This is a genomic window from Campylobacter massiliensis (assembly GCF_014253065.1).
Taxonomy (GTDB): Bacteria; Campylobacterota; Campylobacteria; order Campylobacterales; family Campylobacteraceae; genus Campylobacter_A; species Campylobacter_A massiliensis.
Window position 1 is genome coordinate 216,692 of the sequence record NZ_JACLZK010000002.1, and the last position, 13,234, is coordinate 229,925.

The 13,234-nt window shown below is 46.9% G+C and carries 11 protein-coding genes; 8 read left to right on the forward strand and 3 right to left on the reverse strand.

What is annotated here, in order from left to right:
• Positions 1–674: 674 nt before the first annotated feature.
• Positions 675–2,744, reverse strand: coding sequence for a bifunctional C40 family peptidase/M15 family metallopeptidase (locus tag H7R39_RS07685; protein ID WP_185898696.1), 2,070 nt, complete (start codon positions 2,742–2,744; stop codon positions 675–677).
• Positions 2,745–2,793: 49 nt separating this feature from the next.
• Here H7R39_RS07685 and H7R39_RS07690 point away from each other — a divergent pair, with 49 nt between their 5' ends.
• Together H7R39_RS07690 and H7R39_RS07695 are read left to right on the forward strand one after the other, a co-directional pair.
• Positions 2,794–4,116 carry an ATP-dependent DNA helicase gene (locus tag H7R39_RS07690; protein ID WP_185898697.1) on the forward strand — a complete coding sequence of 441 codons (1,323 nt, stop codon included), beginning with the start codon at positions 2,794–2,796 and terminating at the stop codon, positions 4,114–4,116.
• Positions 4,113–4,616, forward strand: coding sequence for a hypothetical protein (locus H7R39_RS07695; protein WP_185898698.1), 504 nt, complete (start codon positions 4,113–4,115; stop codon positions 4,614–4,616). The genes H7R39_RS07690 and H7R39_RS07695 overlap by 4 nt, the downstream gene beginning before the upstream one ends.
• A 575-nt stretch (positions 4,617–5,191) precedes the next feature.
• Here the strand turns inward: H7R39_RS07695 and lolA are convergent.
• Entirely contained in the window at positions 5,192–5,704 is a 513-nt protein-coding gene (gene lolA, locus H7R39_RS07700; protein ID WP_185898699.1) for a LolA-like outer membrane lipoprotein chaperone, read from the reverse strand.
• 89 nt (positions 5,705–5,793) lie between these two features.
• Here lolA and secA point away from each other — a divergent pair, with 89 nt between their 5' ends.
• The 6 genes from secA to H7R39_RS11305 all read left to right on the forward strand — a co-directional run bounded on the left by secA (position 5,794) and on the right by H7R39_RS11305 (position 11,790).
• Positions 5,794–8,379 (forward strand): preprotein translocase subunit SecA, encoded by a 2,586-nt coding sequence (gene secA / locus H7R39_RS07705; protein ID WP_185898700.1) that lies wholly within the window; start codon positions 5,794–5,796, stop codon positions 8,377–8,379.
• 244 nt (positions 8,380–8,623) lie between these two features.
• Positions 8,624–9,820: an ABC transporter permease gene (locus tag H7R39_RS07710; protein ID WP_185898701.1), complete on the forward strand. Its 1,197-nt coding sequence runs from the start codon at positions 8,624–8,626 to the stop codon at positions 9,818–9,820.
• A gap of 702 nt (positions 9,821–10,522) precedes the next feature.
• Positions 10,523–10,645 (forward strand): hypothetical protein, encoded by a 123-nt coding sequence (locus tag H7R39_RS11475; RefSeq protein ID WP_267455024.1) that lies wholly within the window; start codon positions 10,523–10,525, stop codon positions 10,643–10,645.
• Between the two features lie 229 nt (positions 10,646–10,874).
• On the forward strand, positions 10,875–11,138 hold the full coding sequence (locus H7R39_RS07715) for a sodium:solute symporter (RefSeq protein ID WP_185898702.1): 264 nt from the start codon (positions 10,875–10,877) through the stop codon (positions 11,136–11,138).
• Entirely contained in the window at positions 11,111–11,578 is a 468-nt protein-coding gene (locus tag H7R39_RS07720; protein WP_228724758.1) for a hypothetical protein, read from the forward strand. Before H7R39_RS07715 ends, H7R39_RS07720 begins: the two co-directional genes overlap by 28 nt.
• Positions 11,554–11,790 carry a hypothetical protein gene (locus H7R39_RS11305; protein WP_228724759.1) on the forward strand — a complete coding sequence of 79 codons (237 nt, stop codon included), beginning with the start codon at positions 11,554–11,556 and terminating at the stop codon, positions 11,788–11,790. The genes H7R39_RS07720 and H7R39_RS11305 overlap by 25 nt, the downstream gene beginning before the upstream one ends.
• Positions 11,791–11,981: 191 nt before the next feature.
• Here the strand turns inward: H7R39_RS11305 and H7R39_RS07725 are convergent, their stop codons facing one another.
• Positions 11,982–13,220, reverse strand: coding sequence for an ArsS family sensor histidine kinase (locus H7R39_RS07725; protein ID WP_185898703.1), 1,239 nt, complete (start codon positions 13,218–13,220; stop codon positions 11,982–11,984).
• Positions 13,221–13,234: the final 14 nt, after the last annotated feature.

Genomic DNA, 13,234 nt, shown 5'->3' on the forward strand with positions numbered 1-13,234 from the left:
ATCCTTTAGGCTTGGCACAATCAAATCGTAGTCGAATTCGGTAAGCAAAACGTAGCCGTAAAACAAACAGCAAGAATGGAAGCAAATTTACAAGCGGTGTAAAATTTGTAAAAACGGTAAAAATATCGACGACGGCAAATCGCCGCCCTAAATTTAAAAAACGGCGGGTCAAATTTTATCGTCATCCGCCATGCTTGCGCAAAATTTACGAACTATAAAAATCATAAAACGTAGGCCAAACCAAGACCGCGTCGCTTCGGCGTCAAATTTAACCGCCCAGCCTATACTAAAGCTAAATTTACAAACCGCAAAAGGGTAACAAGCCTCTTGCAATCGCTTGCAAATTTTCGCCGAATATCAAAAATACGTAAATGCGAAAATGCCACGCTCGCCAAAATCAAACCGCCGAATTTAATCCAGCTTTTACTAAAAATTTAGCCGAATTTGACGGCAAGTCTAAGCCCGATTTAGCTCAAATTTGCCACCGAAGCGATAGATTTTTGATATTGTTTGGCTTAAATTTTGCGCCAAAAAGCGGCAAAGCAAAATTTATTCGCGCCTTCTTGATCGGAGCTTAAATTTTTAACGGACAGTGACGCCTAGCTGCCAGCCAAAAAATAACGATAAATTGGGGCCCAATTTGCCCAAATTTATCGTTAAAAGCACCGTAAAATTTATCTTAGATGCCCAAACTCCGGCCTATACTCGAAGTGCATCGTATCAAAGCTCACCCAGCGCCCGCCCCAGATGAAGCCGTGCTTTTCAAATACGCGCACGATCTCCTCGGGGATTTGATTGCGGTAGCTACCGTCCTTGCTCCAGCGCCAGTAGTCGCTCTTGTCGGTATTTATGTCGATCGCGATGCCGTAGGAGTGCGCGCTCTTGCGCTTGGTGCCCTCGATCACGCGCCAGTTAAACGTGCCTGACGGGTTATCGATAAATTTTAGCAACTCGGGCTTTTGCAGGGCTAGTGCGTCAAGCTCGTTTGAAACGGCTTGCAAGGCGGTTGCTGCGCTGTTTTTGGAGTTAAATTTAAGCGTTTTGCCGCCGTGATTTTTTAGCCAAACGACATCGGTTAAATTTGCCTTCACTTCCGCCTCGCTCGCGCCGTAAATTTTATCCAAAAGCTCGTAGTTTCGGTATCTGCCCGCGTCATTGTTAGGTAGCGATAGAGGCTTAAATAGCGGATAAGGCTGCGCAAAAGTATCCTCTACGTCGGCTAGATTTAGCAGATGCGCCGTGTCCTTTACCTCGCCGTCGTCAAATATAACCTTGCTGCCGTCCGTAAAAATCACCTCGTTGCCGACTATTTTCACGCCGTAAGCTTTTTCGATTGCCGATTTTTTCGCGAGCGACGCCTCCTCGCCGCTAGCCACTTCAAAGGTATTCATCGAATTTATCCGCGAGACCAACAAGCGTTTTGGATCGATGTCTGCTACGTCCGAGCCGATTTTTAGCGTCGTGATCGCCACTCCGCCGATCATGGCTCTGCCGTTATCTTTCGTGCGGATACCCCAGACGTCGTGCACGGCGAGCGGTTCGTTTTCGCGTAGGCCCGCGTAGAGCATGATGTGCCCGTTCATGTGAAATAGCGTTCTATACGGCACGGCTTGCGTTTTGATGACATTTAGTTTTTCTTCCGCGCTTAAATTTGCTAGGTTTACGACCTTGCCGATTTGACCTTGCGCCTTTGAGTTTCGCGGTAGCCACACGCCAAAGCTACCGAGGAAATCCTGCAAAAACAGCGAGCAGTCGCGCTTGCCGCCGAATCCGCCCCAGCCGTAGCTTTGCCCGAGCAGCGATGACGCCAGCGCCCTTACGTTTTCGTCGCTAAATTTAAGAGGAAAGCGGCTTGCGCTTTGTTTTGAGATCTCGTAGTTTTTTAGCCCGCTTTGGGTTTGGATTTTGCCGTAAAATTTAAACTGATCCTCGCTTTGAAAGGGCAAAATCGCGCCTATGCGTCCGTAAAATAAAAAATTGCCGTTTTTGTCATAGACGGGCTCTTCGTCTTTGACGATGCTTAAAAATTTAGAGTTTTTTAGCTCCTGCACGGCGTCTGCGCTTAAAATTTTGATTTCGGTCGATTTTATCCAGCCCCAGGCCGCATCGCTACCCACAAACGCCCACGCTCCGTCGGCCGAAAAGTGCGAAACGTAAAGCGGATAACCGATCGAAACGAAAGAGAGCTGAGCGTAGTCAAACGGCAGCCCTTCGCCCGCGCGTACGGGATTGTAGAGTACGGCCTCGTCGGTCGGCAGGTTTCGCAGACTCGCGTTTGCCGTCGTTACCGCAGGCAAAGAAACCTTGCCGAAGCTCTCTACGCTCGCGTTTTTGCGCACTTTTTCAAACCACTCGTTTGGGACTTTGCGCATATTTGAGAAAAAGTACTGCCTTTTTGACGTATTTTTATAGTACTCTAGCGCCCAAAAGGCGTCTTTTGCAGCTATTGTCGGCACTTTTAGATCAAGCGCGTTAAAGCGTTTTTGTAGTAGCGTTTCGCCGCTACTCTGCGCCTCAAAAGGCAGTATCGGTAGCGCATTTGCATTTTGATCGACGTCAAATTCCAGATAGCTGATGTGGCCTAAATTTTCGTCCGCGCTCTCCTCGGGCATATCGTATGCTGACGCCGCGTTAGCGCCTTGACCCGGTAAATTTACCGCATCCCGGGTATCTTTTGGCGATACGCAGCCGCCTAGCATCGCTATAGCTACCGCCGTAGAAAGTATAAATTTATCAAATTTCAATCTCGCTCCTTAAAAATAAGCTATAATTTTACAAAAAATAGGGAAATTTGTGTTAAACCAGCTGTTAGATATACTAAAAAAATCAAACGTTTTTCTCACCGGGCGCGGCGGCGTGGGCAAAAGCCACCTCACGCAAGCGGTCATCAAGCACTATAAAAGCGAGCTAAAAAACGTCGTCGTACTCGGTAGCACCGGCATCGCGGCGGTAAATGTCGGCGGAGTGAGCGTACATAGCTTTTTTAAATTCGGCATTTGCTCAAACCTTGAGGAACTACGCGACTACGACCGCAAACAGCGCGGAAAGCTCGGCGAACTAAAAAAGATGCTCGACGTATGCGATCTCATCGTGATAGACGAGATCTCTATGATCAGCGCGGGGCTGATGGATATGATTTATTACCGCTTGATGAGCTCGCGATTCGTCGGGCGCGTGATGCTCGTGGGCGACTTTTATCAGCTGCCGCCCGTGCGAAAAAACGGCGATGACGGCAACTCGCTGTTTAAATTTCTTTACGCTTTTAACTCTAGCTCGTGGCATGAATTTGAGTTTAAAAATATCGAACTGGTCGTATCAAAACGCACGAAGGATAAGAAATTTTACGATATTTTATCCATGCTTCGCGTCGGACGACTTAGCGAAGAGGTGTTTGCCTATATCGAAAATTTACTCGTGCCAAGCGTGCAGGTAGATGACGATACGAGCGTGCTTTTTGGGCGTAACTACGAAGCGGATGAGCTAAATAACAAGATGCTCTCTAAACTACCCGCGCAGCTTGAAAGAGCCGAGGCGCTAGTGGAAATTTACGATGAAAATTTAAACGAAAACGCGCTGGATCGCTGGATCGCAAACCTCTACGCGCCTGAAATTTTAAACATAAAAATCGGTGCGAAAGTTATATTTACCGTAAATAAATGGGGCGAGTACTATAACGGCGAGCGCGGACAGATAATGCAAATTTTAAAAGAAGGCGGCGAGATAAAAAGCGTCATCGTGCAAAAAGCTAACGGCGAGATCGTAGAGGTGGAGCGCGCGAGATTTGATATGAGCGAGTTCGTGATGGAGGGCGAGCATCTAGAAGAGCGCGCGAGGGCGTCTTTAACCCAGTTTCCTCTAAAGCTAGCCTACGCGATCACGATCCATAAATCCCAAGGCATGAGCATCGAAAATTTAGTTTGCGACCTAAATCATATCTTTGCCAACGGGCAGCTCTACGTCGCGCTATCGCGGGCGATAGATCCCAAAAAACTGAAGATATTTTACGGCAAAAGTCGGCCGTTTAGAGAGTATTTGCAAAGCGTCGTTAAAATAGACGAAGAGGTCGAGAAATTCTATCTTGAAAACAAATTTGAAAACATTAAGGAAGACGTATGAAAAAGATTTTTGCGCTGGCTTTTGCCGCGGTTATGGCCTTTGCCGAGACGTTAAATATCGATAATTTTGAAACCGATCTATACTCCAGAGACGCCAAAAACTCGATCAAAAAAGTAAGCGTGAGCCTACGTCTAGAGGGGCGTGACGTCGCGGATAACGAAGCATACGTGCTTGACGCACTAAACGTCGTTATCGGTAGCTTTTACGTCGAGGATCTGCTAACCTCGCTCGGCAAGGAAAAATTTAAAGATACGCTAGCTAAATACACCGCCAAAAAGCACTCGGTAGATATCGACGAGGTGCTCATCATCTCTCTAAAAACCGTGCGCGAACCAAATATCGAAGAGCTGCTTGAAGCGCTAAAAAACGTCAAAACTACGGGCTCAAAAAGATCGCAAAAAGAGCAAGTCGAGGATATATTGCGAGGAAACAAAAATCAGCTAAAACCGATGGACTTAAATCAGATAGATGATTTTGGCAAAGACTTCGGAGAGCGGTAAATTTAATAACGAGGGCTTGTCTTTTTCCGCCATACTTCGTTACCGACTCAGTCGGCTTCGGTCACGGACGACTAGTCCGATCCCTCGCCTCGATCGCCGCTGCTTCGTCTGACCAAAAAACAGTTTGCCTTATCATTTTACGTTCAAATTTAAAGTCAAATTTGTAAAATTTAAGCTTTTTCTTTTTTCTTTCGGGAGAGGAAGGGGATTCTACTTACGAAGCGTCGCCCCTTCCTCTCCCAAGCCCTCTCTAACCCCACTGCACGTTCAAGGTGGCGACATAGCTTTGCTCTACGAGCAAAGCGTCGCTGGGGTTTAGAAACTAATTTTTGTTTGTCAAATTTGTATTTTCAAGATGCGGGTCTTGGCGAATAAAATTTTGAGGCTAAATTTGTAAATTTGATTAAATTTGAGTTTTTAAACTTTGAGTGTAAAACGATAAGGCAAAGTATCGCGAGATGATTTTTAGGGTTGTGCGGTAAAATTTTGGCGAAGATAGAACATGTAGTTCATCGAGCCAAAATTTTACAAACTCCGTAAAAAGCACTCGCGAGACAAGCTGCAAATCTAAAAATTTATTGGTTTATGACATCATAATACGACGGTATCACCGGCGTCAGCAAATCATCGCTTATCTTAAAATCCTTTTTCGTATTGCTTAACGTGATTTTGATCTTGTTGCCGAGCTTATCCTCGTAGTCGATCCTTGTCGGGATGTAGTTTTTGACGGTGATTAGATACTCCACGCCGTCGTATTTGGCCTTATAAAGCGTATCTGTGATCTTAACCGCGTTTCTAACGACGTCGATCAAATTCGGCGCCTTTTCAAATTTTGAGATGATCGCTTGCTCTAGCGCATCCTCGATCACGACGACACGATTTTTATCAAAGTAGATTTTTTTAGGCGTCGGACGCTCGTAGATCCAGTAGGCACGGTTGTTACTTTTTGCGTAAAATTTACCGAAATAATCGACCGTTTCGTTCTCGCTAGTGATGGTTTGCACGAAGTCGCTTTGAAGCGTGACGAAATTTAACGTAACTGCGAAAGCCGAGGCGCAAAAGAGCAAAAATGCTAAAATTTTTTTCATATATTTTCCTTTATCGGGCGAAATTCTAGCTAAGTTTAAATAATAAAATGTTAAAATCCAAGCTTTAACAAAATTTAAAAAGGCTAAAAATGATAACGGCGTTTATGCAGAAGGTATTCGGCACGAAAAACGACAGGGAAGTAAAAAAATATTTCAAACGAGTCGCCTACATAAACTCGCTCGAGAGCAAGTATCAAGCGATGAGCGACGATGAACTGAAGGCTAAATTTAACGAATTTAAAGCGCAGGTGCAAAACGGCGAAAAGAGCCAGGACGAGCTGCTGGACGACGTGTTCGCCATCGTGCGCGAGGTCGGTAAAAGGACGCTAAATATGCGCCATTTCGACGTTCAGCTAATCGGCGGCATGGTACTAAACGACGGCAAGATCGCCGAGATGAAAACGGGCGAAGGTAAAACCCTCGTAGCAAGCCTACCCGTCGTGCTAAACGCGATGAGCGGCAAGGGCGTGCACGTCGTGACCGTAAACGACTACCTCGCCAAACGCGACGCGACGCAAATGGGCGAAATTTATAAATTTCTAGGCCTTAGCGTCGGCGTGATACTAGGCGGCGAATACGACGACTCGGCGCGCAAGGCCGCATACGACAGCGATATCACGTACGGTACGAATAACGAATTCGGCTTTGACTACCTACGCGACAATATGAAAATGGATTTCAAAGACAAGGTGCAAAGAGAGCATAACTTCGTCATCGTGGACGAGGTCGATAGTATCCTCATCGACGAGGCTAGAACGCCGCTCATCATCTCTGGTCCTACAAACCGCACGCTAGACGGCTACATCAAAGCAAACGAGGTCGCGCGCCAGATGAAGCGCGGCGAACCGCCTGCGACTCCGCAAGAAAAGGCCACGGGCGACTTTACCGTCGATGAGAAAAACCGCACGATAGCTATCACCGAAGAAGGCATCTCAAAGGCCGAAAAGCTCTTTGGCGTGGCAAATCTCTACGACATGGAAAACGCGATTTTGAGTCACCACCTAGACCAAGCTCTAAAAGCGCACAATCTCTTTGAAAAAGACGTTCACTACGTCGTTCGCGAAGGCCAAGTCGTCATCGTCGACGAATTTACGGGGCGTCTTAGCGAAGGACGAAGATTTAGCGAGGGTTTGCACCAAGCGCTCGAGGCTAAAGAGGGCGTAAAGATCCAAGAGGAGAGCCAAACTCTAGCCGATATTACATTTCAAAACTACTTTAGGCTTTACAAAAAACTATCGGGCATGACGGGTACGGCGCAGACGGAGGCGACCGAGTTTTCGCAAATTTACAAGCTTGACGTCGTTTCGATCCCGACAAACGTGCCGGTAATCAGAAAAGACAACAACGATCTCATCTATAAAACGGAAAACGAGAAATTTAAAGCCGTGATCGACGAGATCAAAAAGGCTCACGACCGCGGTCAGCCTGTACTCGTGGGTACCGCCTCGATCGAAAAGAGCGAAAAGTTGCATAGCTTACTCGTAAAAGAAAAGATCCCGCACTCCGTGCTAAACGCTAAAAATCACGAAAAAGAGGCCGAGATCATCGCTCAAGCCGGCGCTCGTGGCGCGGTTACGATCGCGACGAATATGGCCGGACGCGGCGTAGATATCCGCATCGACGACGAGGTGCGAAACCTAGGCGGTCTATACATCATCGGTACCGAAAGGCACGAAAGCCGCCGTATCGACAACCAGCTGCGAGGCCGCTCGGGACGTCAGGGCGATCCGGGGGTGAGCCGCTTTTATCTAAGCCTTGAGGATAATCTACTTCGAATATTCGGTAGTGACCGCATAAAGGCGATAATGACGCGCCTTGGTATCGAAGAGGGCGAAAGCATCGACTCTAAAATGGTCACTAGAGCCGTCGAAAATGCGCAAAAAAAGGTCGAGAGCCTGCACTTTGAAGCGCGAAAGCACATCCTTGAGTACGACGACGTCGCAAACGAGCAGCGAAAAACCGTATATAAATTTAGAAACGAGCTACTTGATCCGAATTTTGAAGTCGGCGAAAAGATCAAACAAAATCGCGCCGAGTTTGTCGAGCACTTGCTAGCCCAGGCTGAAATTTACGCAGGCGAGCCAAAGAGCGAGTATAACCTCGAAAAACTAGGCTCCGTGATAATCTCAAACGGCGCGCTAATGCAGCCTGACGAGCTAAAAGATCTCGACTACGCCGAGCTTGCCGAGAAGATAACGGCTAAATTTGAGGCTGACTATGAAGAAAAAATGGGCGTAATAGGCGAGGGTCAGCGCAAATACCTAGAAAAGGTGCTTTGCCTACAAGTGCTAGATACTGCTTGGCGCGAGCATCTATATCAGATGGATATCCTAAAAACCGGCATCGGACTGCGCGGCTACAACCAAAAAGATCCGCTCACCGAGTATAAAAAAGAGAGCTTTAATCTCTTTATGGAGCTCGTTAGCCGCATCAAATTTGAAAGCATCAAGCTGCTAACGGCCGTGCGCCTAAGCTTCTCCGAGCCTGCCGAGTCTACGCCGCAAGAAGCGCAAGACAGCGAAGCCGCCAGCGCGTCCGAGAGTGAAGAAAAGCCCGGCAAAAAAGTATCTAGAAACGACCCGTGCCCGTGCGGAAGCGGTAAAAAGTACAAAGACTGCCACGGCAAGAGCGGCCCTAAAAAAGGAGCTTTTGCGGAGGATTGGGATAAAATTTAGCTTTGGCGTTTTGGCGGCGGCTTGCTAAATTTAGCATTTAAATTCGTCGCCGTTTTTATAGCGGCGCGAAGTCGTAAATTTAATGCGCCTAGCCTTTGCAAGCGGTTTTAAAATTTGACGTCAAATTTGCACGGATATTCAAATTTGAATTTTAGCTCGCGCTCGGCGCAAATTTAAAATAAGACCAAGCGACGCAAAAATAGCGAGCAAGCCAAAGCCCAAATTTAAAACAACGGAAAAACAAATGAGCCTAACCAAATATCTACTTTTCAAATATCTACGGTTTGACAAAACCCAGCCGTTTATTATGCTTTCGGCGCTGCTAGCGTTTCTAGGTGTGGGCGTCGGGCTCATGGTGCTCATCGTTGCGATGGCGATCATGAACGGCTTTGACAAGGAGTTTGAGCGCAAACTTTTTACTATGAACTACCCGATCACGATCCTCTCCGCTATCCGCGGCAACATCGACGAGAGCGACGTTAGCGAGCTAAAACAGAAGTTTCCAAACCTCAAATTTAGCCCGTATATCATGAGTCAAGTTATCATAAAGGGGGCAAACAGCTTCGAGGGCGGATTGCTTTTTGGCGTAAATTCGCCCGACGAAAAGCAGATAAACTCGGTCGTGGCAGCCGGTCTTGGTGACCGCGAGCTAGACGGATACGGCCTGCTCGTCGGACAAGGCGTCAAAAATGAGATGATGATAAACGAAAACGACAAACTCACGCTCATTTTTACCAAAAACGACCCGAGCGGCTTCGCGCTGACGCCCAAAATGAAGCGCTTTGACGTCGTGAGCTCGTTTAGCTCGGGGCTAGTGGCCTACGATAAAAGTTATCTATACACGAGCGTCGAGGCGCTGCGCAAGATACTTGAGTACGACGAGGGTAAATTTGACGGCATACACGTGTTTTCAAACGATCCGTTCGCCGATATCGAAAAGATCTCGCGCGAGCTACGTCTAGGGCAAAAAGCTATCGGCTGGTGGCAGCAAAACGGCAACTTTTTCTCCGCCTTGGCGCTCGAAAAGCGCGCGCTTTTCATCGTTTTGATGCTCATCATCCTAGTCGCCTCGCTAAATATCGTAAGCTCGCTACTTATGACCGTCATGAACCGCCGCCAAGAGATCGCGCTACTACTCTCGCTGGGCGCTAGCAAGGCCGAGATAAAAAAGAGCTTTTTTGCTCTCGGCGCTACGATAGGCGGGGGCGGGATAGTGTTTGGGCTCGTGCTCGGGCTCTTTGGAGTGTGGTTGCTCGGCAGCTTTGATATCGTAAATTTGCCGGCCGACGTCTACGGCAGCGCAAAGCTTCCTATGGAGCTATCCTTGCTAGATCTTGCTATGATCTTAGTCGGAGCTATCGTCATCGTGGCGTTTTCGTCGTTTTATCCGGCCAAAAAAGCCGCTCAGATAAACGTGCTTGAAACGCTCAGGAATGAGTAAAATCGGATTTTAGCGAAACGCTTATATGCTAAATTTGCCGTTTGGATTGCGTTTGACTCTTATGTATTTTTGATTTTTACTTAAAGCGGGCAATTTTTTTTGCATATAAACGCGCCGCTTTAAGTTTATTTTCTTTCTAATTTTCCACAATTTCTCTTTATTGATTTTATTCTCGTAAGCGTAAATTTCTTAAATTTAACGCCTCCGTCAGCACTAGATTCGCCCGCCAAACCCGAAATTTTATATCGTACAAAGCATCTGAAAGCAAGCCGCGCTTGTAGATTTATTTGTATTTTGTCCTGCTGTGACGGCTGTTAAATTTGCTCACGACATTGAGGCGGCTACGCTTGCGGTCGGCACTTGTGCTAAATTTATGCTCCTATTTTTACAAGTTTTTTCATATCTATACGGTTTGACGACTATTATGTGTCGTACGCCGTCATGCACTCATTTAAGAGTGCGACAAGCTGGCGTTTGCGCTTTGCAGACAAGCGCCACGACTTGCTCTTTAGCTAAATTTTAATGCCGTTTTGAAATGAATTATATTAAGGTATAATGCCTAAAATTTAATTCAAATTTGGCAGAAAAATGACGAATTTCGAGTACACTAGTCGCATTGCCGAGGCGGCGGGACTGGATATTGATTTAGATTGCGATGAGATCGATTTGTAGGATAAGCTTTACGGGCTTTTTCAGTGTTTTATGCCTGACGGCGTGGGTGCGCGGGCGGTGTTTGCGCCGCTGCAAAACTGCTCCGAGCTGCAAGCATCCATAATGCCGATCTATGCAGGCACGGTACAGCAGACGCGGGAGGTGTTTGATTAGGGTGCGGTGCCCTGGTGCTTTTGCCTGCCCGAGACGGCTAATTTTGATGATGAAAGGCTCAAGAGTCTAGCCTTAGCGTACGTTCGAAATTTAAAATTTTTGCCGAGTTTCTCGGCGATGACGAGCTTTTAAGGATGCTTGGCGAAATCAAATCCGCTCGCATGCAGGAAAGTTTTGATTTTAGAGGGAATGAGCACGAGCTTACAGACGCCGTATACGAGGCGAGTGGATGATAGATTCACCGAAACTCGATGCGAAGCTATCGGTGCTCGGCGAGGCGTACTACTTGGTTGGTTGCGACCATCTGCTACCTGCGTATTTGCAGTATCCAAACTATGCGCAAAAGCCGCGGGAGGACTTTTTAAAGCTCCATTTTAAGCTGTATCTAGCCGGACGGCAGGTTGCGTTTGAGCGCGGCAAGGTCGCGGTTTTCACGCGCAAAATTTACGCAGGCAAAGGAGCTAAATGCAAACGGACGCTTTTAGGCGGCTAAAATTTGAGCTTTGCGAGTACTTAAGGCTCTACGATACAGGGCTAAAAAAGCGGGCAAACGAGTATCTAAAGGGCGCCGTATGTAAATTTAAAAGCGAGTTTAGCGAGGCGGAGCGGGACTACGCGCTGGGTGAACTCTGCTGCGAAATTTTAGACGAAAGCAAAAGCGAGCTAAAAAATATAAAAAACCGCGGCAACGGCGAGCTACCGTTTCGGCTTGGCGAGCTAGTCGGCGAGTATCTAAAAAATCGCTGCATTGCAGGCCAAATGCCGCATCTGCGCTGGGCGTATCGGATCTGCGCGCATGGATTAGGAGAGCTTGATAAGAATGATCTTTTGCGCCGCGCATACCGTCATGAGCGCTGCGACGCGCGAACCGTGGAGCTGTACTTTTGCATGCTACTTGATACGCTGGATTGGGGCGCGCACCGCTTTGTCTGATAGAGAGCGCACGCTATGAGCGGCTAATCCGCGAAGCTCGCAACGTAAGAGAAAAGCACGAGATAAGCGCGCGGCTAAATTTGGAATTTGAATACTTAGTAAAGCTTTACGAGTGCTATTTTGAGTTTAAATCTCGCGGCGGCGAGGTCGATTTTTATGCGCTGTGCGAAAAGGCGGGGCTAAATTTCGCCCGTAAAGTCTTTTTATTATGAGTAGCGAGGAGCGCTAAATTTAACCATATGCAAATTTAAAACAAGCGACAAATTTACGGCTCAAAATTTGGCGTTTAGTCAGTCGCAACGATATGCCGAATTTTAAAATTTAAGTAAAAAGCGATTTGCTTCAAATTTCAGCTCAAATTTACTCGCACATCGCAAATTTTATAAAACGCTCAAATTTACTTTTACGCCACGATATTTTGCAGGTTTTCAAAGCTAAATACGTTTAGCCCGTTTTTGTATTCGTAGCTTAGAGTTAGCCTATGGGCTTTGATTATGTTTTCTACGATGTAGAGCCCCAGACCGAAGCTCTTTTGCGCGCTTTCACCCTTGGTAAATGGCTCGACATAGTGGCGCAGCTCCTTTGAAAGCCGCTCGCCTTCGTTTATAAATTTTATCGACTCGCGCGTGATAGTTATATTTACGTGCTTGTTTGGGGAGTATTTTAGCGCATTATCGATCATGTTTTTTGCGGCGATAGCTAGCAGCTTAAAGTCCGCATTTAGGTTCACGTCCTCTAGCTTGCTAATGGTGACCTGCCCGGGATCAACCATCGCGATATCCAGAGCCTCGTCGATGACGTCGTCGATACGGCAAATTTTAGTGTTATTTAGCGCGATGCTTGAGGTGACTTGCTCGACGGCGGCAAATTCATTTATGAGATTTTCGAGTTTTATAAACACCGACACGAGTCGCTCTTGGTTTTTGCTCTTTTCGATCATTTCGGCGGCGAGGCGGCCTTTGGTGATCGGGGTTTTTAGTTCGTGCATTATATTTCTTAAAAACAGCTTGCGCGACGCGTTTAAATTTTTGATCTGACAAACCGCGTCGTAAAATGCCTCCGCAACCTCGGAAATTTCGTCATTACCGCTGCTGACGTTTTGTACTTCATCGATCTCGCCCGCGGCAAATTTAGCTATCTGGCGCTTTAGTTTTCTTAGCGGTTTTAGCTTCCTGATAACAAAAACGTAAGCGGAAAGAAGTATGATCGCGACTAACGAAAAGATAATCTTGATGATGTCGTAGCGGTATGGCTGGTAGTCGTTATCCTTTAAAAGCAGCACTTTATCCACGTGTTGGACTTTGAGGTAGTGGTGATTTTGATAGATCATGATAGCGCTGGAGCCGATATCTGCGGATATCTCTTCAAGCACCGTAGCGTTTGCCAGGATCTCCTCTTTTTGCCGCTCGTTCGTGATCTCAGGCATCTTAAAGTCGCCCGTTTGCCGCTCGTACTCTTTTTCGTTTATGATACCGCTCATCAAAAAGAGCTGATTTCTAGCGATCGTAGAGTACTTGGCGTTTAGCTCGCGTGCGTAGTTTTGCTTGTCGTAGTCCATCAACCACAAAAACGCGAGAAATATGCTCGTAAGCGCAAGCGCAAAGATAAAAGTGATAGTGTAAAAAACCGATGAGCGTTTCATTTGCGGGCTTTAAA